Origin of the sequence: Sphingobium cupriresistens LL01 (genome assembly GCF_001046645.1) — a bacterium.
GTDB lineage: Bacteria > Pseudomonadota > Alphaproteobacteria > Sphingomonadales > Sphingomonadaceae > Sphingobium > Sphingobium cupriresistens.
The window spans coordinates 1737113-1758564 of record NZ_KQ130434.1 but is presented as its reverse complement, the minus strand read 5'-3'; the positions used below and the strand labels follow the sequence as shown (position 1 = coordinate 1758564).

General features: G+C 57.4%; 16 protein-coding genes. 8 read left to right on the top strand and 8 right to left on the bottom strand.

Annotated elements, in window-relative coordinates; translation table 11 throughout:
• Positions 1 to 151 precede the first annotated feature (151 nt).
• Positions 152 to 2356: a TonB-dependent receptor gene (locus V473_RS08495; protein WP_169793924.1), complete on the bottom strand. Its 2205-nt coding sequence runs from the start codon at positions 2354 to 2356 to the stop codon at positions 152 to 154.
• Between the two features lie 838 nt (positions 2357 to 3194).
• Between V473_RS08495 and V473_RS08490 the strand changes: the two genes are divergently transcribed.
• Together V473_RS08490 and V473_RS08485 are read left to right on the top strand one after the other, a co-directional pair.
• A complete protein-coding gene (locus V473_RS08490) occupies positions 3195 to 5606 on the top strand; it encodes a TonB-dependent receptor (protein WP_169793923.1) in 2412 nt (803 codons plus the stop codon).
• A gap of 124 nt (positions 5607 to 5730) precedes the next feature.
• Positions 5731 to 5985, top strand: coding sequence for a hypothetical protein (locus tag V473_RS08485; protein ID WP_066602593.1), 255 nt, complete (start codon positions 5731 to 5733; stop codon positions 5983 to 5985).
• Between the two features lie 201 nt (positions 5986 to 6186).
• Here V473_RS08485 and V473_RS22855 read toward each other — a convergent pair whose 3' ends face one another.
• The 6 genes from V473_RS22855 to purU form a co-directional block, all read right to left on the bottom strand.
• Positions 6187 to 7134 carry a LysR substrate-binding domain-containing protein gene (locus V473_RS22855; RefSeq protein WP_169793922.1) on the bottom strand — a complete coding sequence of 316 codons (948 nt, stop codon included), beginning with the start codon at positions 7132 to 7134 and terminating at the stop codon, positions 6187 to 6189.
• Positions 7135 to 7243: 109 nt separating this feature from the next.
• On the bottom strand, positions 7244 to 8719 hold the full coding sequence (locus tag V473_RS08475; protein ID WP_408021509.1) for an NAD-dependent succinate-semialdehyde dehydrogenase: 1476 nt from the start codon (positions 8717 to 8719) through the stop codon (positions 7244 to 7246).
• A complete protein-coding gene (locus V473_RS08470) occupies positions 8719 to 9759 on the bottom strand; it encodes a hypothetical protein (protein ID WP_066602588.1) in 1041 nt (346 codons plus the stop codon). Before V473_RS08470 ends, V473_RS08475 begins: the two co-directional genes overlap by 1 nt.
• A 576-nt stretch (positions 9760 to 10335) precedes the next feature.
• Complete coding sequence (gene folD, locus V473_RS08465; protein ID WP_066602585.1) at positions 10336 to 11208, bottom strand: bifunctional methylenetetrahydrofolate dehydrogenase/methenyltetrahydrofolate cyclohydrolase FolD; 873 nt, start codon at positions 11206 to 11208, stop codon at positions 10336 to 10338.
• A gap of 21 nt (positions 11209 to 11229) precedes the next feature.
• The gene (locus tag V473_RS08460) at positions 11230 to 12504 is read right to left on the bottom strand and encodes an aminomethyltransferase family protein (protein WP_066602582.1); all 1275 of its coding nucleotides are present in this window, start codon (positions 12502 to 12504) and stop codon (positions 11230 to 11232) included.
• A 23-nt stretch (positions 12505 to 12527) separates the two neighbouring features.
• A complete protein-coding gene (gene purU, locus V473_RS08455) occupies positions 12528 to 13397 on the bottom strand; it encodes a formyltetrahydrofolate deformylase (protein WP_066602580.1) in 870 nt (289 codons plus the stop codon).
• Positions 13398 to 13603: 206 nt separating this feature from the next.
• Here purU and V473_RS08450 point away from each other — a divergent pair, with 206 nt between their 5' ends.
• From V473_RS08450 to V473_RS08435, 4 genes are all read left to right on the top strand, one after another.
• Positions 13604 to 14566, top strand: coding sequence for a LysR family transcriptional regulator (locus tag V473_RS08450; RefSeq protein WP_082679115.1), 963 nt, complete (start codon positions 13604 to 13606; stop codon positions 14564 to 14566).
• Positions 14567 to 14748: 182 nt separating this feature from the next.
• Positions 14749 to 16263: an IS21 family transposase gene (gene istA / locus V473_RS08445; RefSeq protein WP_041378971.1), complete on the top strand. Its 1515-nt coding sequence runs from the start codon at positions 14749 to 14751 to the stop codon at positions 16261 to 16263.
• Positions 16250 to 16978: an IS21-like element helper ATPase IstB gene (gene istB / locus V473_RS08440; RefSeq protein ID WP_011950403.1), complete on the top strand. Its 729-nt coding sequence runs from the start codon at positions 16250 to 16252 to the stop codon at positions 16976 to 16978. Before istA ends, istB begins: the two co-directional genes overlap by 14 nt.
• A 230-nt stretch (positions 16979 to 17208) precedes the next feature.
• Positions 17209 to 18399 (top strand): TonB-dependent receptor, encoded by a 1191-nt coding sequence (locus V473_RS08435; RefSeq protein WP_082679021.1) that lies wholly within the window; start codon positions 17209 to 17211, stop codon positions 18397 to 18399.
• Positions 18400 to 18481: 82 nt separating this feature from the next.
• Here V473_RS08435 and V473_RS23490 read toward each other — a convergent pair.
• Positions 18482 to 19263 (bottom strand): IS5 family transposase gene (locus tag V473_RS23490; protein ID WP_201785488.1). Its coding sequence is split into 2 segments (ribosomal slippage): positions 18482 to 18939 and positions 18939 to 19263, totalling 783 coding nucleotides; the frame shifts between segments, so codons are not numbered across the junction.
• Positions 19264 to 19387: 124 nt separating this feature from the next.
• Here V473_RS23490 and V473_RS08420 point away from each other — a divergent pair.
• Both V473_RS08420 and V473_RS08415 read left to right on the top strand, forming a co-directional pair.
• On the top strand, positions 19388 to 19606 hold the full coding sequence (locus tag V473_RS08420) for a hypothetical protein (protein ID WP_066602573.1): 219 nt from the start codon (positions 19388 to 19390) through the stop codon (positions 19604 to 19606).
• Positions 19607 to 19646: 40 nt separating this feature from the next.
• On the top strand, positions 19647 to 21065 hold the full coding sequence (locus tag V473_RS08415; protein ID WP_066602571.1) for a sulfatase family protein: 1419 nt from the start codon (positions 19647 to 19649) through the stop codon (positions 21063 to 21065).
• Positions 21066 to 21452: the final 387 nt, after the last annotated feature.

The following is a 21452-nucleotide window of genomic DNA, read 5'->3' as shown; positions in this document are numbered from 1 at the left end:
ATCATTTGCTTGGGGAGTGAATTTGGGTGGCGATGATATTGGGATCGACGCGACGAATGCGTCGCTGCGTGGCGCGCTCACGTTGCCGGCATTGTGTGACCCATTGACGATCCCGCACACCGTCAATCGGCGATGTGCGGGATCAATAACTCTAAAATGATTTGCGCAAGGAGAAGCCATATGTTCTCGGGGCATCAAGGCGATAGTTGACCTGGAAGTAGTTTTCCGGGATCGGGAAGCCGGCTGCTACCGAGTTAACGACCGCCTTGTTTTCAATGTTGCGGATGAAGGCGGAAATGGTCAGGTCCATCTTGCTTACCTTGTAGCTCAGGTTCGCATTTGTCTTGTGATAGTTCGGCACCCGATAAAGCAGAGTTTCGCCCGCACCATCGACATAGCTGCCCTGGGCAATCTGATGGCTGACGAAGGAGATGTCAGCGCCAGCTGTAAGCCTATCCCCGTTGGCCAGATCGATGCCACGCTCATAGTCGATCCGAACCGTCGATCTCGGAGAGAGGAATACCGGGGTATTGGAAAAATCAACGGGTGCGGAAAAGGGAAGCTCAAGCAGGAAATCGTCGAACGTGTTGTCGAGCAGGTTGAGGGATATGCCAAGATTATCATTCCGGCTAGGGCGCCAGCGTGCGCTGAATTCTCCGCCTTTGAATGTTGCGGACTGCGAATTTACGATGGGGAAGAAGGTCCCGTTCAATATCGTGCTTGGCGCGCCGGTGCTTGGACGCCAGAACACATACGCCTGATAATTCTTATAGTCATATCGAAATAGACTGGCGTTCAGCTGCAGGCTGTTATTGAAAAAGGAGTTTTTCGAGCCGATTTCATAGGCGGTGATAAGTTCAGGATCATACGTAACAAGTGACCCTGCTTCAGGAGGGAGAACATTGATTCCTCCAGATTTGAAACCGGTGCTCGCCGTGAAAAAGAGTAAATTATTAGGCGTTGCCTGGTATTTGAAGCCTGCTTTCCAAGTGACGCGGTCAAGAGATAACTTACCGCTCGTAGCAAGCGAGCCGGGGAAGGCTACGCCGGTGGAGATGGTCCCGGCTTCGACCAAGCCTTCTGCGGATTTCGTCTCATGGGTATACCGAAGGCCACCGACAAGACTGAAACCCTCGAGCCAAGGAATCGGTACTGTCAGATCTGCAAAAAGCGCAGCAGATTTAGCAGTGGAATCCGTAAGCGGGAACGCCTGGTAGAAATCGTCGGGCGCGAAAGTGTTTTGGACATAGTTATACTGGGTGAGGGCGGTCTGCTTGAGATGCGAGTAAAAGCCGCCAAGCACCCAATTTAGCGCTGACGTGGGCGCTGCAGACAGTCGAATCTCTTGGGTGAAAAACTTGTCCTTCGTATTTTGAATGAAGTCGAAATTGTCCACTCCACCATACCAACCTGCCGTAGTCGAATTCCGCCAGTCGGTGACCTTATACCCGGTCAGCGATATGACATCTGCCCAGCCGAGATCATAGTTAAGCTCCGCAGAGGCGCCGTAGATGGTTGTATTGCCATGGCCGATGGGCTGAGCAGGCAGAAGGCCCGTCCAGGGCCGAAACGGTGTGGTAGCGCATGCTGCGACATTTTCGAGATCAGGTGGGCATGAGCCGTCATAGGACGTCGCATGCGATTTCCGGCTCGCGCCATCTACAGTCAAGAGCGCCGTGAAACGATCGCTGGGCGCGAACAGAAGCTTTGCTCGACCCGCAAACGACCTGACATCGTTGGTGCCGTTATCATTATAGGCGTCGTGATGATCAGAACCCCCGGCCACCCGAAGGGCAAGAGTATCCGAGATTGGAAAGTTGAGGGCTCCTTCCGAATTGATTGCGCCATAATTTCCCAAGCCGGCGCGGACGTAGCCGCCCAGTTCGAATGTCGGCTTGGCTGTTATAAAGTTGATCGTCCCGCCATTGGAGTTGCGGCCATACAAAGTGCCTTGTGGACCGAGCACGGCCTCGACCCGCTCGATGTCGAACAGAACGGGCGTCAACGCATTGGGCGTCGAGAGATAAATACCGTCCTGGTTGAAGGCCACAGAAGGATCCACACCGGGATTGAAATTGGCGGTTCCGAGGCCTCGTATGGCGATGTTGGGCTGAATGGAGGGGATCACTTTCACGGCGGGATCGACATATTGCAGGTCGAGAGCATTGCGGATGCCCGACTTCTCAAGGTCCGCCGATTGGAGCGCATGCACTGCGATCGCAGCCTTTTGGAGGCTTTCTGAACGCTTTTGAGCCGTAACGATTATCTCCCCGTCTGCCGGGACGGCGCCCTCTTGCGCATTTGCCGAGGGAGCGATTGCCAGGTAAATCCCCGTCGTGAGAAGCGCTACGCGCAAGCAAGCCATATCCATTCCCCTCCTGTATACGGTGACGCAATCGTCAGCCTATTTTGCGGAAATGGTTTGAGGTGGGGGGGAAGGAACGTCAAAGCACAAAAATGCGCGATGATTGATCTGTGCTCAATCTAAAAGGTCCACCCGGTTTCAGCACTGAGGGCCACCTTGAACTGCGGTAAAACTCAATAAACTGAAAAATAAATATAAAAATTGTTCCGGTGTGGCCATCCGCAGTCGTTCTGACCGTCTCTGGCAGTATCCTGCGGATACGAATGGTCGGAAAACTCATTAATTCAATATCCGAAACGATTCCAATTCTGGCTTGCTTGCGGTACGCGCGGAATGATCCCAGCTGAGGTACGCTCTTGGGGGGGGGGCGTGCATGCAGCTTCGTAGCTTGCGGCCGGACTGTCGTTTCTCTCTGCTACCGACCCGTAGCATCAACGGGCATGCAGACGTTTCCGCCTATCAAGTCGAGCGCGCTGCCGCAGGGAACAAAATATTGTGATGTAAAGGCCACAGGAGACGATCAACTGCGTTGAAAAACCGGTGCTGCCGGAATTCCCAGATGAGATGAGTCGCGCACTCACTGGCGGCCAATGCGGGAGGAATGGCGCGGATATGGGCATTCTACACACTTTCTGGTCCTCTACCGCCGCGGACTTCGTTGATGTTTAGTCAATCGAACAGAAGAAAAGTCCTTCACGCTCGCCCTGACCATAGGCGTATCTAATAGGCGACACGGTCAACGATATCGTGCGGTAGGTTAGTTTCTAGGGGAGGTAATATGCGGAGGGCAATTCCACTTTACGGGGCAATGATGAGCTCGGTGGCTCTGATGGCCTTTGCGCCCGCTCTCAGCGCCCAGGATGCTGGAACACAGCCCGGTTCGAGCGCGGCTACGCCGGTGGTGGGTGACCAGGACATCATTGTGACAGCGCGGAAGCGAGATGAACGCTTGCAGGATGTGCCTGCGGCGATCGCAGCTGTAAGCTCGCAGGAAATTGCGCGCTATTCCACCAACACCATTACGCAGATTTCAAGCCGAGTGCCGCAGCTGCAGGTCGGCTCTGTTAGTGGTCCGGGCGGCGGCTCGATCAACCTGCGAGGCATCGGTTCGCCCGGCACGAGCCCGAGCGTTGACCAGGCGGTGTCGATCAACATCGACGGGATCCAGGTGAGCCAGGGCAATGCGATCAATATGGGCATCTACGACCTCGACCGGGTTGAGGTGCTCAAAGGGCCGCAGGCGCTTTTTTACGGCAAAAACAGTTTGGGCGGAATTATTTCGTTCGTTTCTGCCGATCCTGGCAAGGAGTTCGAATGGCGCGCGCGCGCGGGGTACGAATTCGCACAGGATCGCCAACAATATGAAGGCATGATTTCCACGCCATTGGCTGAGGGGCTCGGCCTTCGGGTTGTAGGAGCCTATTCGAAGCAGGACGGCTGGTTCACCAATGCGTCGAACAACGTTCCTGGTGGGACCGGTGTGTCGACCAGCACGGCGCCGCAGTCGGAGGACTATTTCGTTCGCGGCACGCTGAAATTCGAGAGTGCCGATGGAAAATTCGACGCTAAGCTCAAGGCCAGCTATGCTCAGATGGACCGGGACGCCGGGCCCGGCGGTTCCACGCAGATTTTTGACTGTCCGCTCGGTGCGCCGCAGCTTCAGGTGTTTGCCGGTAACACCACCGGCGTGAACGACTGCAAGCTTGATCGCAATGTGGCTGACCCTAATATCTCGGCGACGACCGCGGCAGCGTCACCCTATTATCTGGGCAATGGCAAGCCGTTCCTGAAGCAGAAGCAGTTTCTCTCATCGCTCCAGATGACTCTGCGTCCGACCGATACGCTGACGGTCACTTCCGTGACCGGCTATTACGATTTCAAGGAAGATTTCAGCTGGAACGTGTCGGCCGGCGAGCTTGAGAGTCTAGTCACCGGCAGCCACGTCAAGGACAAGCAATTCACGCAGGAATTGCGTCTGGCGACATCGTTTGAATCGCCGTTCAATGTCGTTGTCGGCAGCTACTATCAGTTCTCCCAGAAGAGGTTTGAGGCACCGCTGGTGACGACCGGATTCCTCACTGGCTTCACAGGGCCGCTGGTCTTGGCTGATGATCGGTTCCGTCAGAAGACAGAAGCATATTCCTTCTTTGGCCAAGGCATTCTGACGCTATCCGAACAGCTGGAAGTCACGGCTGGCGGTCGTTATTCTATCGAGGATAAGTGGCTCCATCTCGCCCGTTATCCGAGCGCGCTTTCGGGCTTCTCGCCGACGCCGGTGCAAATTGCGCTCGACCCCAACAAGGTGAACTTCACGGACTTCTCGCCGGAGGTCACCGTCCGCTTCAGGCCGACGCGAAACATCACTTTCTACGGCGCTTATCGTGAGGGCTTTACTTCGGGCGGATTTAATACTGCACCTGCCAGCTCTGGCGGTGATATCACTTATCGTCAGGCGCGTGCGCGCGGCTTCGAAGCGGGTGTCAAGGGAAGCCTTCTGGATCGGCAGCTAAGCTTTGATGCTTCGATCTACACCTACAAATATGACGACCTACAGCTGAATGCGTTCGATCCCGTCTCGATCTCGGTGAAGGTCCGAAATGCTGCCTCGGCCCGCAGCAAAGGTGCTGAACTGGCGCTTACGTTCGCGCCAAAGGCATTGCCGGGCCTGACCCTGCGCTCAAATGTTGCCTACAACCATGCTCGTTATCTCAATTACACAGATGCATCCTGCTATGCTGGTCAATCGATCGCCCAGGGCTGCAATCGTAACCTCGTGCCGCGTTTCGATCCCGTCACCGGTGCGCCCATTGGTTCGAGCTTCTCATCGCAAGATCTGTCTGGCACCCAGCTTGAGCGCGCGCCAGACTGGACGATGAGTCATGGTTTCACCTATGATCTCCCGATCTCAAGCGCGATGAAATTCAGCTTCGGTGGAGATGGAAACTACACCGGGAGTTTCAATCCGGAGCCCGGACATAATCCGCGCGCGCTGCAGCGCGGCGTGTGGCGGCTGAACGCATTTGCCACGCTGGCGGCCGCAGATGAGTCATGGGAGCTTTCGCTGATCGGGCGAAACCTAGCCAACAAGCTTCGGGTCGCCACGGCGTTCGAATATCCCCTGACGGGTGCGTCTTACCCTGGTTATGCAACCCCGGGGCTTGGCGCCGATCTTGCTGGCGCGCCGACCGAGCCGCGTACGGTGATGCTACAGCTCACGTTGCGTAACCCCTTGTTCAAGTGAGCGCTGGGGGCAGCGCTTCATGGCGGCGCTGCCCTCCTCTTGCCAGGCCCGACTTGGCGAAACGAAATCGATCAAGATAGGGCAGTGGCACCCGTCGGTGCCTCGCGTTAGGAAAGTGTAGCGAATGGATCATGATATCGACTCTGGTGAAAAGGCGATCATCATTCTGCAGAGCCTCATCTGTTATCTGCGGGAGAAGAACATCCTGACACGTGCAGATATCCAGGAACTGCGCGACAGGGTCGAGGAGCGCATAACGGATGCTGGACGTGTCATGCCTTGTGCCGTTCCGGCCGCTCAGGCAGCAGCGCATGAGATGGCGCAACTCGAAAAGTTTTGCGGGAAACGGTATGGCGGCAAGCATCGGCGGGCGAACTGAAGGCAGCGCAGGAACCCACCATCAGGCGATTGTCGAGATCGGTTGCTTCGTCCAGGGCGCGGTTCTGTGGTCATTGCTGAAGCTCACGTTGCCAGCGGGATACTCGCCTCTGCTCTGACTATTTTGCGGTAGACGATTCCTGCTCGGTAATGTCTTCGCGAGGGGCTCAGCCCACAGGGGGACATGCAACGCCAAGCCGGCTTAACGTGATGTGCTCCTTACCTCGGTAATTTGTCGATCCTTGAGCAGCTGCATCATCTGTCGATCTGTCGCCTGCGCCTCTCGGGCGAGCCAACGGCGAAATTTCAGCAGGGCAGGATTGGTGTCTATAAGGCTGCTCCATATGAGATAATATGGATGATGATCGCGCACTGCCAAATCCCATGGGATAACTAACCGGCCGCTTATCACATCGTTCTCGACCAGTTGAAGGTGCGCGATCGCAACGCCTGCGCCAGCTGCGGCAGCCTCGACGGTCAAACTGGATGTGCTGAGAAAGGTCGTCTCGCCAAGGGCGGCGACGCTCAGGCCCGCGCCTTCCAGCCAAGTGCCCCACATCTTCGGCCCAGCCAGCGAATGCAGAATGGGATGTGCATTAAGCTCACTTAAGTGAGACCATCTTTGGCCTGCCGGGAGGAGCGAGGGGCTGCAAACCGGCACGAGCAGCGGATTGAACAGGATCTGCGTCGCATTGTTAAGGTTACCGGTCGGACCATGTCTGATGCCAGCATCAAGATCGCCGGTTCGGAAATCAATTGGATCGGTGGACGTTGTGATTTGCAGCCGCGTGTCGGGGTCATTCCTGTGTAACTCCAGCATCCTTGGAGTGAGCCAACGCAAAACGAAACTCAGGGATGAAGAAACGCGGAGGGGGCCTGCGGCATGTGCTCCGAAAATCCGCTCTGTCGCGGAGCGTAATTCTAGAAAGGCTTCTGCAACGGTGGCTAGATAGTCTTCTCCTTTTTTCGTGAGTGTCAACTCGCGATGGCCGCGGACGAACAGCTCTTCGCCAAGGTGCTTTTCAAGTGCTTGCATCTGACGACTGACAGCGCCGGTCGTGACGTGAAGTTCTTTAGCCGCAGCCGTAAAGTTTCTGAGTCTTCCCGCACTTTCGAAAGTGCGAAGTGCGTTGAGCGATGGAACGCGCAATGAACCGTCCGTGCGAGCTGGAAGAGATGCCAATTATTATTGCCTATCTAGCATAAATGGCGGTCAGGGTTGTACAAAATTGTTTGCTTCGTCTGGGGGACAGATACTTTCATAGAAGTGACGAGGCTGGCTCGTCGAACTGAAGGCAGACATATTTGGTTTCGAGATAGTCCTCGATTCCGAGCCGGCCGCCTTCGCGGCCAAGGCCTGAGGCCTTCACCCCGCCGAAGGGAGCGACAGCGGTGGAGATAAGGCCGGTATTGATACCTACCATTCCGGTTTCGAGCGCTTCGCTGACCCGCCATGCGCGGGAGATATCGCGGGTATAGATATAGGCCGCCAGACCGAACGGGGACGCGTTCGCCGCCTCAATGATGTCTTTCTCCGCATCGAACGCGGCGAGTGCTGCAAGAGGGCCAAAGGTCTCCTCATGCATCACCTTCATTTCGGTAGTCGCGTGCGTCAGGACCGTTGGAAAGAAGAAGTTATTGCCTTGCGGATGACTGGTTCCTCCTGCAGCTACCTGAGCGCCCTTGGAAACAGCATCTGCAATATGCGTTTTCACCTTCGCAATCGCACGTTGATCAATAAGCGGACCAATCTGGCTGGAGGGATCGCTCGCCGGGGCGACAACTAGCTCTTTCGTTGCCTCGATGAAATGTGCAGCGAAGCGATCATAGATGCCCCGTTGGATGAAAAAGCGGTTGGTGCATACGCAGGTCTGACCTGCGTTTCGAAACTTTGACGCTATAGCGCCCTCAACTGCTGCCGGAATGTCTGCGTCATCGAACACAATGAAGGGAGCATTGCCCCCGAGCTCCAGGCCGAGTTTTTTTATGGTGGGGGCGCACTGGGCCATGAGCTTGGCACCTGTGGTTGTCGACCCCGTGAAGCTCAGTTTGCGGACTGCAGGGCTATCCGTGAGCGCTGAACCGATGTTGAGCGGATCGCCGGTGACGATGTTCAAAACGCCCGCAGGAAGCCCTGCCTCCTGGGCCAGCGCACCTATCGCGAGCGCGGAAAATGGTGTCTGTTCGGCGGGCTTGAGGACGACGGTGCAGCCGGCCGCAAGCGCGGGGCCTATCTTTCGCGTCACCATCGCTGCAGGGAAGTTCCAGGGCGTGATCGCCGCGATGACGCCTATGGGTTGCCGTAGTACGAAGATCCGCTTGTCCCTGTGGTGTCCCGGCACGATTTCGCCGTAAAGGCGCTTTGCCTCCTCGGAAAACCAGTCGAGATACGAAGCTGCATAGTGAATTTCGCCGATGGCTTCGCTGTGAGGCTTCCCCTGTTCTTCGCTGAGCAAATTTGCGAGGGCGTCAGCCTGATCGAGCATCAGTTGAGCAAATTTGCGGAGCAATGACGCTCTTTCATGGGCTGCTAATGCCGACCAATGCGGGAGTGCCGACTGTGCTGCATCGATCGCTGCCAGTGCTTCGGGCTCACCCATCAGCGGAACTTTTCCGATAATCAGTCCGGTCGCCGGATCATCGACATTTATCCAGGCTCCATTCGTAACCCATTGTCCGCCGATCAGGCATGCTTCACGCTTGAGCTGTGATGGGAAGGCGCGGGCGTCCATGATCACGCCTCGTGTTCGCTCGTACCCGCGCTCAGCGCCGAAATCAAAGCCGTGATTTCCATCAGATGTTCCGAGGTTTTGACAAGGCGATCGGAATATGAAGGGTTGGAGTCCGCGAAACGGGAAGGCCCCCACCAACCTTGCGGATCCTGGCGGTCGATGAACCATTTTGTCATTGGAGCAAGCCATTTGCCCCATCCGCCTTGCGGGTCGGCCTGATGCATGACGCCCACGGCCCAACCAAATTTGCATGCTTGGACGCTTTCGATGTCGGTAAATTGCTCCTGCGTGCCGTTCATATTGTAGCGCAGAAAGCTTCGGGCGAGTTCGACTGCCTCGGGCCTGTGGCGAATGTGCGCATATCGCGCAAGAAACACCGCAGCCATTCCCGGGCCGTAAAATGCCTGCCGCGGCTGATCGAAAGGCACAATGGCGGCCCAGGAGAAGGCTGGATCGGGCGTGCGCCAGACGTCCTCGCCTTGGCGGAACATGTAGAAGCTGTGTGCAGACGGTTGAACTGCTAGAAGCCCTTTGAGCCAAAGGTAAACCTTGTCGGCGACATCCAGTTGCCCTGTGATGAGCGCGGAGAGGCCAACTTGTGCCGTCGATAGAACATCGCAGATACCCGCGGGGTGATTGCCACTGTCCAAGCGTGTCGGCAGTCCGCCATGCACCGGGTCCTGCTGACTCGCGAGATAAGCCATGGAACGCATTGCGATGTCATAGCTCCCCGCCATCCATGCGCTTACAACAAACGTGCCGAGCCAATAATTTGCATATTGGGAAATGTAGCTTTGACCTTGCATGAAGCCGGGCAGGTAATCCCCATTCTCGGCGATCCGGTGCTTTGCGGCCCAATTGACGACTGCGCTGGCTGCTGCAGGTTGGCCTGCTATCGAGAGGCCCCAGCCCAGGCGGCTCCATCCGGTTCGGGTTTCGCAATCGACTGGTCTACCGTCGGAATCTATATGCTGCAAAAGCCAGTCGACGGATCGATCGCGCGCGACCAGGGCCGTTTGAACGAGCTTATTCGGAATGAACATTTTGGAATGTCTCCATTCAGCAGCAGGTTGTTTGCCATTAAATCATCATGAGAGATGACCTGCATTCGCCCGCAACATTCTATAGTGGCGATAATAAAATTCTAAGAAAGTGAAGTGTTTTCAAAAATTCTAATTTTTTGATTGGAAAAGATAGGCTGCCTGCGCCTGTTGCGAAGAATAAATCATTTAACTATCTAATGTCGTAAATCATGGAGGAAATACTATTTGTTAGTCATCATGCGCAACCGCACTTTTCTCTCCAATTAAGATTTTGAGATCTGATGGAGAAAATCGGACAAACGCGACAATCTGTCAAATGACATCGCAGTCTTAACGTTGCGCTGAACTCAAGGCTCGAATGGCCCCGACGCTGATCGCAGGCCCGGATCCTTATCGGGCGTTTGGAAGGGGAGGGCGGTGGCTAGCGGCCTCGAATTCGTGGGATTGCTGATTGCGAATCCTCGTCCATCCAGGCTTGCTCTTTGAGGCTCGCATGAAATGACTTGCGCCCGAACACACATCCATCCGGGCATAGGAAAGAGATTGTGCTTCACCCGGCCGCGTTAAAAAGATTTCTCACGCGGCGGTGCGCTGCATGGCATGAAGGCGCTCGGCGGACTCGATCGTGTTCACGAGGAGCATAGTGACGGTCATGGGACCCACGCCGCCCGGTACCGGCGTGATGTGCGACGCGCGCCGGGATACGCCGACAAAGTCGACATCGCCTACTATCTTGCCGTTTCCCAACCGGTTGATCCCGACATCGATGACAACCGCTCCCCTTTTGACCATTGGGGCGGTGATGAGACCCGGGACGCCCGCCGCAACCACAAGAATGTCTGCTCCGATGGTGAACTGTGCGAGATCGCGGGTTTTGGCATGGCAAATAGCGACGGTTGCGTCGCGGGCCATCAACATCAATGCCATGGGTTTGCCGACAATGTTGCTGGCTCCGACCACCACGACGTTCTGACCCTCGACGACGATGCCTTCATGTTCGAGAAGCTTGACAACGCCATAAGGCGTGCAGGGCGAGAATACTGTGTTTCCCGTGACCAGCGCTCCCACATTGTACAGGTGAAATCCATCGACGTCTTTCGATGGAGCGATGGTTTCCAGCACCCGGGCCATGTCGATGTGGGCAGGTAGAGGGAGCTGAACAAGGATGCCATGTACCGATGGATCGGCGTTTAGCCTTAATATGAGACCCAATAACTCGTCATTCTCCACTGTTTCTGCGAGGCGGTGCGTGAAGGAATGGATACCTACCGCCTCGCATGCCCGAATTTTGTTGCGGACATAGACTGCCGATGCCGGATCTCCTCCTACGAGGATCACCGCAAGACCGGGTCTGATACCAGCCTTCTCCTCAAGCCTCTGGACTCGAACGGAACACTCAGTCCGGATTATGTCAGCCACCGCACGGCCGTCGATTATTTTGGCAGTCATATCCGTAACACCCTTAAACCATCAGACCTTGTGCATATCGACTCGACGATTGTCGGTCTTGTAAGGTGCCGCAGCGACGGTCGCTCTGACAGTCTTCTGGGTATGCCCGGGCTCACCCCAGATCACGGTCACTTCGGTGCCTATCTCGGCATGCTCCACATCGATTACGCACAGCGAGAGCATTTCGCGGAAATAGTAGCTATATCCACGAGATGTCGACACGCCCACGCTCTCGTCGCCGATCCTGACGCTGTCAGCATACATGAAACCACGCTGATCACGGGGCATTTCCATGAAATGGTACGGCTCTCCTGACCGGAAAAGCGAGGCATAGATATCGACTACATCGTCAGCATTCCAGACGAGGGTACGGATGATCCGGCGCGGCTGTGCCACTTCGGCTTCCAGTGCGTCGCGGCCCAGGAAATCATGGTCGAACTTGATGTTCTTGCCCCATCCCAGTTCGACCGGACTACGATACCAGTCGGCAACATTATCGGATTCGAAGCTACCGGCGATGTTGAACGTCGAGGCGAATGCGGGAAGACCTGCTTTGAATTCCTCCAGATAGTCTTTCAGCTCCTCATCGAAAATCGCCGGGAGATAGTCCGTGACGATCGTCGGGAAGCACGCTTCGAGATGGTTGATAAACGCCGCACGTCCACCAAGCTTTCTGATCCCGAATTCAGCCCCGGCCTCTACCACGGCGTCATAGACGACCTTGGCATCTTCGGCCGGCCCCTGAAGCTCCCAGCCAGGTTCGCCCGACATGCCCTGGCGCAGAGCGATCACCGGGCGTCCGGCGATGACGCAATCGCCATTGCGCATGAACTTGATGTCACGGATGGAATCGCCGACCAGCTTTTCCATGACAGCGGCAGCCTTCGGGCCGGCGACCTGGAAATTATAGCCTTCTTCAGCGATGGACTCGACCTGATAGGATCCCCGCTTGAGCTGATAGTCGATCCAGAAGGTTCCCCGGCCAAACAAACGAACCTCATCTTCGGAAATGCGCGTCAGGATACCCTCGGCGATGACCTTGCCTTGGCGCGTGGTGTGGGTGACGTGCTTGGACTGGTCGATGTCGAACTTTGCGAAGCTGTTCACCGAGAAATCCGAGAAGAGCCTGAGCACGTCCGGTCCCTTGTAGCGACGCTGCCAGAGGAACGACCAGTCGCCAATGTAGCAGTTGTCCTTCCAGGACATGCTCTCGTCGATCCAGTCCGTATATTCGGCAAGGCCCCAGCGGGTGGTGAAATAGCCCTCGGGTGTCTGGCGCATATCAGTGGGATTCATAATCGCTCTCCGTGGAAATGGGTTTAGCCGGCAAACACGACGGTGCGGTGGCCGTTGATGATTGCGCGATCCTCAAGGAACAGCAGGACTGCACGTGACAGGACCCGGCGCTCGATGTCGCGCCCCTTGCGAACCAGATCCTCAGCAGAGTCATCGTGGCTGACCCGTTCGACATCCTGCTCGATAATGGGGCCTTCATCGAGGTCGCCCGTTACGAAATGGGCGGTCGCACCGATGAGCTTGACGCCGCGCTCATGTGCCTGGTGGTACGGCTTGGCCCCCTTGAAGCCAGGAAGGAAGCTGTGATGGATGTTGATGCAGCGGCCCGAAAGGAAGCTAGCCAGATCGTCTGATAGGATCTGCATATATCGTGCGAGCACGATCAGGTCGGCTCCTGTCTGGTTGACGATCGCCTTGATCTGCGCCTCCTGCTGGGCCTTGGTGTCCTTGGTGATCGGCAAGTGATGGTAGGGTATATCACCTACATTGCTGACGGACAGAACTTCGCGAGGGTGGTTGGAAACGATCCCAACGATGTCCATAGGCAGCTCGCCAAGGCGATAACGATAGAGAAGATCGCCAAGGCAGTGGTCGAATTTCGAAACCATGAGGAGCACGCGCTTCTTGCGAGACAGGTCGCGGATCGACCATTCCATGTCGAAACGCTCCGCGACGGGTGTGAAATGATAGGACAGGCGCGTGCCCGCATTTGCTTCAGCGGTGAACTCCACGCGCATGAAGAAGCGACCGCTTTCAAGATCATCAAATTGCCGCGCCTCAAGGATGTTCGCTCCCCCTTCGAACATGCTGGTCGCGACACTGGCTACGATGCCAGGAACATCGCGACAGGCGAGCGTAAGGACATAGCGGGGGGTGGCCAGGTTGGATGTCATATCATTTCCGTCTGCTCGACAGCCCAAAGGCGTCACGTTGCTGATCCTCCGAAGAGCGTCAGCCGCACGGAAAGATGACTGAATGATTGCCGGTCAGGCAGCGACATCCTCATCCTCCTCAGCTCTGCACGCCTTCGCAATGTTCCGGTGTCCTAGCAATCTCATCGATATTGAGTATGGCGGCATTTCTGATAGATATTATTTGCATGGATGATATCGGACGCTTGGATTTGAACCTGCTTCTGCTGCTCGACGCGCTTCAGGAAGATATGAATCTGTCGGCTTCTGCCCGACGTTTGCGGATCAGCCAGCCAACGGCGAGCGCAAACCTTCAGAAGCTCAGGGAGTTTTTTGGCGACCAGCTCTTCGTCCGGACCGGCAGGGGCATGAAGCCAACTCCCTTTGCGGAGACCATTGCCGACCCTGTCCGACAGAGCCTCGACATCCTACGTAGAGACGTCGTTCGCAAAACGCGGTTCGAGCCTAATACCAGCGACAGGGTGATCCGCATTACGACCTCTGACGTTGGGGTGATGATCTTCATCCCGCCGTTGCTGGATGCGCTCCGGGAAGCTGCGCCATCCATGAATGTCCAGGTCGTCCCTGTTCCTCATGATCTGCTCGAAAAGGCGCTGGAGCAGAATGAGGTGGATGTAGCCATCGGCTATTTTCCGGATCTCACTGGGCCTAATATCATGACCCAGGCGCTGTTCGATCACTCATTTGCATGTCTCGTCAGCGCGCATCATCCAGTGATAAACGAGGGTTTGTCGCTTGAGCAGTTTCTCGCCGCCGATCATATCGTGATCAATGAGCAGGGCCGCAGCCAAGAGCTGTTCGAAAGGCGTCTTCATGAGTTGGGCCTGAGCCGCCGGGTCCGGCTCCATCTTCCACATTTTATGAGCGTGCCGCAATTGGTCGCGAGTAGCGAGATGATCGCAACAGTGCCGATGTCCCTGGGGGTCTGGTATCAGAATGCCGGGATCAAGGTCTTTCCCACTCCCATCGAGAGTCCGTTGATCCAGTTGCGACAATTCTGGCACCGTCGTCTGAGCGACGACCCGATGGTCACATGGCTCCATCGTCTGCTCGGAAGTCTGTTGATCGGAAAGGATCCGGCTCTGGCATTTTCCGAGGGATATTCATCCCCCGCCGATCGCACTGGTTAGTGGAATAGGGGGAGGCTGGTTGACAACCGCCCCCTGAACTCAGGCTGCCTTCGCGACCATACCATGGGGGTGTGGATCGGCGTGCAAAAAGGACCCCGTTAGCGGGGTGATCGGCGTCTAAAAGGGACCCCTCATTTCGATGGTTTAAGCAGCCGGCTGGATTTTCAGGCGGCGAGATCGGGATGTTGATTTTGGAGACAGTGGTTCGGATTCGGCGCGAGTATGCCGGCGGCAAGGCGATCAAGGCGATCGCGCGGGATTTGCATGTGTCGCGGAAGGTGATCCGCAAGGCGATCCGGGCGCCGGAAGGCGCATTCGACTATCAGCGCAAGGTTCAGCCACTGCCTAGGATCGGGCCGTTTCAGGATCGCCTGAACACACTGCTGGAAGAGAACGAGGTGCGCGGCAGGCGCGAGCGACTGCGGATGACGCGGATACATGATCTGCTGGAGCGCGAAGGTTTTGAGGGTTCCTACGATGCCGTTCGGCGCTACGCGGCGCGCTGGAAGGCCGACCGGCGCAAGGATGCCGGCGATGGTGTCACCGCCTTCATCCCGCTGATGTTCAAGCCGGGCGAGGCCTACCAGTTCGACTGGAGCCATGAGGATGTGGAGATCGCCGGCAAGCCGATGCGCGTGAAGGTTGCGCATATGCGGCTGTGTGCATCGCGGGCGGTCTATGTCCGGGCCTATCCGCGCGAGAGTCAGGAGATGCTGTTCGACGCGCATGCGCGCGGCTTTGCTTTCTTCGGCGGCGTGCCGGGCCGCGGCATCTACGATAATATGAAGACGGCGGTGACGAGCGTGTTCACGGGGAAGGAGCGGGTCTTCAACCGGCGGTTCCTGATCATGACCGACCATTATATGGTCGAGCCCACCGCCTGCTCGCCGGCGGCGGGATGGGAGAAGGGCCAGGTCGAGAACCAGGTGCAGACGATCCGGGGCCGCTTCTTCCAACCCCGGTTGCGGTTCGCCAGCCTCGACGAGCTCAATGGCTGGCTGGAGGCCGAGTGCCAGCGCTGGGCGGAACGACAGGCACACCCGGAACAGGGCGAGCTGACCGTGGCGCAGGCGCTGGAGATCGAGCGATCGGCACTGCAGCCGATGCTGGGACCGTTCGACGGCTTTAACGAGAGCGAGCATGCGGTGACGGGCACCTGCCTGATCAGCTTCGATCGCAACCGCTACTCGGTTCTCTCGACGGTGGCGCGGCGGACGGTGCAGGTCCGGGCCTATGCCGACCGCATTGTCGTGCGCTGCGGCGAGGAGGTTGTCGCCGAGCATCCCCGCTACTTCGGGCGCAACCGCACGATCTATGACCCCTGGCATTATCTGCCGGTACTGGCCCGCAAGCCCGGAGCGCTGCGGAACGGCGCGCCCTTCCAGGACTGGGATCTGCCGCCGGCGCTGGCGCGCCTGCGCCGCAAGCTTGGCAATGGCGACGATGCCGACCGCCGGTTCGTCCGTGTGCTGTCGGCCGTGCTGACCGATGGTCTGGAGCCGGTCGAAGCGGCCGTCCGCGAGGCATTGGCGACCGGCACGGCGAGCGACGACCTGATCCTCAACATCCTGGCGCGGCGCCGCGAACCGCCGCGACCGCTCACCATCATCACCTCCGAAGACAGCGCCTTGCGCCATCCGCCGATCGCCGACTGCGCCCGTTACGACCAGCTGAGGACCTTCGATGCAGCGGCATGACATGATCGAGGCGATGCGCGGGCTTGGGCTCAAGGGCATGGCGGGCGCGTTCGACGATGCGGTCACCACCGGCCTTCAGCGCCAGCGCACCACGATGGAGATACTGACCGACCTTCTGCGCGCGGAAGCAACACATCGCCATGCTGCCTCGATCCGATACCGGATGGCGGCCGCCCGGCTGCCGGTCGTGAAGGATATCGATGCGTTCCGGTTCGAGGGCACGCCGATCAACGAGGGGCTGGTGCGTTCGCTGCACAGTGGCGCGTTCCTGCCCGCTCGGCGCAACATCGTCCTGGTCGGCGGCACGGGCACCGGCAAAACCCACCTGGCCATCGCCATCGCCGCCAATGTCGTTCGCTCGGGTGCGCGAGGCCGCTACTTCAACACCGTCGATCTGGTGACCCGCCTCGAAGAGGAGGCCAGGATCGGCAAGAGCGGCGCTCTCGCCGCCCAGCTATCCCGCCTCGACCTGATCGTGCTCGACGAACTGGGATATCTGCCGTTCGCCCGCTCGGGCGGCCAGTTGCTGTTCCACCTGATCAGCAAGCTCTACGAGCAGACCAGCGTCATCATCACCACCAACCTCGCGTTCGGCGAATGGCCCACCGTGTTCGGCGATCCCAAGATGACCACCGCGCTCCTTGATCGCGTCACCCACCATTGCGACATCGTCGAGACCGGCAATGACAGCTGGCGCTTCAAAAACCGCAGCTGATCGCCCCCACCGACCTCCGATTAAAAGATGCTTTGCGCTGCGCGCGCCTCCGGTCGGGCTCCGCCCTCCCTACGCCGCGCGCAGCGCAAAGGCGCGTGTCCGATCAACCTTGCGCCATCGTGAAAGGGGGTCCCTTTTGCGCGCCGATAGGGGGTCCCGTTTGCACGCCGATTGACAGTCTTGCGCAGGAAATTCGCCTTGAATCTCCCACAGGCGGGTTCATCGAATATATGTTGGGAGCCTATTACAGCCGTAGCAAATTATCGGCCGACCTTGAATCGGGCTTCTTTTTCGCGCCATTCGGTGTCTTTGCTGCACCGGTTACGACAGCGGCGACGCCGGTGGCGGGTCAGATTTTTCTTGATCAAAAAGATCGAACATTCTCTGGGTTCGGTTCGCTCGCACTAAATCCCACAGAACGACTGCAGCTCAGCCTTGGACTTCGCTATTCCGTTGTCCGCAAGCGTGCGTCTCGTCTCAGTCTTCTGGGCACAGACAATTCCGAACTCACGAATTTCGTGAGCCTGCCGGATACGACGCAAGATACTCTTCGTGCGATCCTGGGCGGCAGTGCTGCCAACTATTCCAATCCTGTAAGGACCGATCGTAAGTTCATGCCTTCGATCAACCTTCGCTACAAGTTCGACGAAGACTTCATGACCTACGCTTCCTATACCAAAGGCTTCAAGGCCGGCGGCTTTGGTGGGTCGTCACTTCCCGATGAATTCGGCCCGGAAGATGTCGATGCCTATGAGGCTGGTGCAAAGTTAAGTCTTCTTGGTCGCAAGCTTTTCCTGTCGATCGCGGCGTTCAGAAGCGAATATAAGGGACTGCAGGAGGCCTCGAACATCTTTACTCCAGCAGGTACGATACTGTCCGTCATTCGAAACGTGGGAGGCGCGCGCTCGCAGGGCATCGAACTGGCTGGTTCCTTTCGTATTTCCTCCGCGCTTTCTTTCAACAGCGAGATGAGCTGGCTGGACGCCAAATATACCAGCTTTGCGAATGCTCCCTGCACGTCCCTGCAGACGCTTATGGTAGGGCAGGCACGTTGCGTTCAAGATCTTTCAGGCAAGCGGCGCCCCTGGGCGCCAACACTGAGCGGAACGGTAGGAGCGTCACTGGCGCTTCCTGTCAGCGAGTATCAACTGCGCATTGATCCCAGTCTTTATGTTTCCAAGGGATATTATCAGTCCGCAACCATAGATGCGATCATCCGGCAGCCTGGCTTTGCCAAGTTGGATGCCGTCATCTCCTTTGGCCCCACCACCCGGGTTTGGGAGGTGTCGCTTATCGGGCGCAACTTGACGAATGAGCGGACCGCCAGCTTCCGCAATAATGTCGGCACGTCCTTTGGGACCGTGTTTGCGGTCCCGGATCGGGGACGGTCGGTGTCGCTCCAAATCTCGTTTCGCCGATAAAGGCTTATCCGCAGGCAAATTGCGCCATTCTGAAGCGATCCGAATTGGCCTCAGAAAATTTGAGCGGCCATATGACAGGATATTAGGCGGCGTGGACAAATTTGAGCCAGTATCTGGCGTTGGCGAGATGGACCATGCCGAGGAAGCTATTGGCCAGTTGGTCGTAGCGGGTTGCGATGGCACGGTTGATTTTGAGGTGCCCGAACATACGCTCGATGCGGTTGCGCTGCTTGTAGAGCGTTCGGTCATGCTCGATCTTCACCCTGCGGTTTGAGCGGCCCGGAATTACGGGCTCTATCTGCCGTTTGGCGAGGTCGGCACGGATTGCGTCGGCATCGTAGCCCTTGTCGGCCAACAGTGCATCAGGTGCGCGTTCTGGCAGGCCGATCAAGGCATCATATGCCTTGCAATCCGCCACTTCACCGCCCGTCAGGATGAAGGCGAGTGGTCGTCCGAGGGCATCAGCCAAGCAGTGAAGCTTACTTGTGAACCCGCCCCGCGAGCGGCCAAGAGCGCGTCGATGAGTCCCCCTTTTCCGCCCGCTGCCGAGACGTGGGCGCGAACGGTGGTGCTGTCGATGCTGTAGTGGCCGCTGTCCGCCATGATCTCGGCCAGCGTCACGGCGACCGCCTCCCAGACCCCGGCCTCGCTCCACCGCCGGAATCGTCGATAGATGGTGTTCCAACTGCCATATTTAGGCGGCACGTCACGCCACGGAGCGCCGCAACGAAGTCGCCAGAGGATGCCATTGATGATGGAGCGGTTCTGTTCGGGCGGCCTGCCTCGACCACGGTTTTCAGGCTCGATGGGCAACAAGGCCTTCAGAACGCGCCATTCTGATTCAGTGAGATCGCCCCTGCTCAAGCCTGCCTCCAAAAAGCAGCCTTGAATCAATCCGCCTGCGCTACGTCAATCGTCTTCGCTGATGGCCGACACCTACAGCGCGGGATCGATAGCAAACCGGACCGGTAGGCGATAAGCTATTTATATGGGAACGCTGAAACTCGAAGATCGCACTGCGGAATACCAGTGGGCAACCGACGTAAACTTCGACGGCATACGTCTGGAGGTGCTCTCAAGCGACGGAACTACACTCTTCGACATCAGCATACCGGATGACGGTCACATCACCGTCAACACCTTCGGCAAGGAAGTTGCCGCAAACCTGATCGAGGCCGCAGTCGAGATCGCCCGTCAGCCGCGATAAGCTCACGCCCGCCAATTTGTCCACGCCGCCTAGAGAAATTATGCGAACCACTTCCGAAATCACGCGCCGCAAGCTTCTGGCTGGAGCCGCGTCGCTCGGCCTCTTTCATGGTCATAAGGCAATCGCACGCAAGCAAACGGCCAATCGACCGAACATCCTTTTCATCATGGCCGATGACATGGGGTATGCCGATCTGGGTTGCTATGGCTCCCATCATATCAGGACGCCCAATCTGGATCGGTTGGCGGCCAATGGCATAAGAATGCTCCAGGGGTATGCCAATTCCGCTGTCTGTTCGGCCACGCGCACGGCCTTGATCACAGGCCGCTATCAATACAGGCTACCCTGCGGGCTCGAGGAACCGATTGCCTTCGGTCACATTGGGCTCCCGCTAGATGTGCCGACCCTTCCTGGCCTGTTGCGGCAGCTAGGCTATCAGACCGCGCTCATCGGGAAGTGGCATCTGGGCGCGATGCCGGATTTTTCTCCCTTGGACCGAGGCTATGATAGCTTTTTCGGTGTTCCGGACGGAGGCAGTGACTATTTCACACATCGGCTCGGCCCCACCGGAAATCTCTATGAAGGAGAAAGGCCGGTCGAGCGCGCCGGATATATGACTGATCTTCTGGGTGAGAGAGCTGTGGCCGACATCAAGAAGATGGCTTCAGATGGTCGGCCGTTTTTCATGAGCCTCCATTTTACCGCGCCACATTGGCCGTGGGAGGGCCCTGAGGATGCGGCGGTCGCCAAATCGCTCTCCAGTCCAATGCATTGGGACGGCGGCAGCCTGAAGACCTACGCGGCGATGGTTGAGTGCATGGACGCAAACGTCGGGCGGATAATCGAGCAGATCGAGCGTCTGGGGATAGCGGATGATACCATCGTCGTCTTCACCAGCGACAACGGCGGCGAGCGCTTTTCCGAAACATGGCCATTTACGGGGGCAAAGACGGAATTGCTGGAGGGCGGACTGCGCGTGCCGTTGATCGTCAAATGGCCGGCGAGGATCAAAGCGGGAACCACCTCGCAGCAGGTGATGATCTCGATGGACTTTGTTCCAACGCTTCTCTCGGCAGCCGGCGCGGACATGCACAATCTTCCGCCGTTCGACGGACAGGATCTCCTTGGGGTCTTGGTTGGTATAGATGCTAATCGAGATCGCACACTCTACTGGCGCTACAAGGCGGCGGAGCAAGCGGCAGTGCGCCAAGGCGAGTGGAAGTATCTTAAAATTCGTGACCGGGAATTCCTTTTCAATCTTACGCAAGATGAGCGAGAGAGGGCGAACCTCAAGGATATTGAACCCGGACGCTTTGCCTCTCTGAAGCAAGCCTTTGCAGAATGGGATGGCACCATGTTGCCATATCTTTCTAGCACAGGCAGCCATGGCATTTCTTCTGACTGGCCCGACCATTATCAGCCGGTCGATCCTATTCCCAATCCGGTCGCTCGCCAATGACGGGCCCCGCCGACCAGTTGCTTTCAGCGGCCTTAGATCGATCGCAAAACTGATCGTCATCAAGTGAGCGCGCTATGGGCGATGGGATCGCCTAGGCGTTTAGGCGGCAGGAGGTCGCGCCCTTCGCTACCTCGGCGGCAACGCAGGTAAGGTAACGAAAAAAAAGGCCGGCTCAAAGGAGGCCGGCCTGTTAAAGTTTAGGAGAGGTTGCCTGAAAGGCACGAAGGTTCAATGCCGTCGTCACCTTCACTTCGCAACTGCGAAAATATTGTTTCGGTTGACTTCAGATCAATCGACTTCGAGTTTTGGTGGCGTTTCAGTATAAGCCTTTGACGGGTGCGAGAGAGCTGGCGTCGGTATTGCCTCGGCGTCGCAGCCCCCTTTTTC

What these genes read in the sequence shown, in the direction of transcription:
- V473_RS08490 (WP_169793923.1), top strand. Translation starts at nt 3,195, where the DNA reads ATGGCCTTTGCGCCCGCTCTCAGCGCCCAGGATGCTGGAACACAGCCC.
- V473_RS08485 (WP_066602593.1), top strand. Translation starts at nt 5,731, where the DNA reads ATGGATCATGATATCGACTCTGGTGAAAAGGCGATCATCATTCTGCAG.
- V473_RS08470 (WP_066602588.1), bottom strand. Translation starts at nt 9,759, where the DNA reads ATGTTCATTCCGAATAAGCTCGTTCAAACGGCCCTGGTCGCGCGCGAT.
- folD (WP_066602585.1), bottom strand. Translation starts at nt 11,208, where the DNA reads ATGACTGCCAAAATAATCGACGGCCGTGCGGTGGCTGACATAATCCGG.
- V473_RS08460 (WP_066602582.1), bottom strand. Translation starts at nt 12,504, where the DNA reads ATGAATCCCACTGATATGCGCCAGACACCCGAGGGCTATTTCACCACC.
- purU (WP_066602580.1), bottom strand. Translation starts at nt 13,397, where the DNA reads ATGACATCCAACCTGGCCACCCCCCGCTATGTCCTTACGCTCGCCTGT.
- V473_RS08450 (WP_082679115.1), top strand. Translation starts at nt 13,604, where the DNA reads ATGGATGATATCGGACGCTTGGATTTGAACCTGCTTCTGCTGCTCGAC.
- istA (WP_041378971.1), top strand. Translation starts at nt 14,749, where the DNA reads ATGTTGATTTTGGAGACAGTGGTTCGGATTCGGCGCGAGTATGCCGGC.
- istB (WP_011950403.1), top strand. Translation starts at nt 16,250, where the DNA reads ATGCAGCGGCATGACATGATCGAGGCGATGCGCGGGCTTGGGCTCAAG.
- V473_RS08435 (WP_082679021.1), top strand. Translation starts at nt 17,209, where the DNA reads ATGTTGGGAGCCTATTACAGCCGTAGCAAATTATCGGCCGACCTTGAA.
- V473_RS08420 (WP_066602573.1), top strand. Translation starts at nt 19,388, where the DNA reads ATGGGAACGCTGAAACTCGAAGATCGCACTGCGGAATACCAGTGGGCA.
- V473_RS08415 (WP_066602571.1), top strand. Translation starts at nt 19,647, where the DNA reads ATGCGAACCACTTCCGAAATCACGCGCCGCAAGCTTCTGGCTGGAGCC.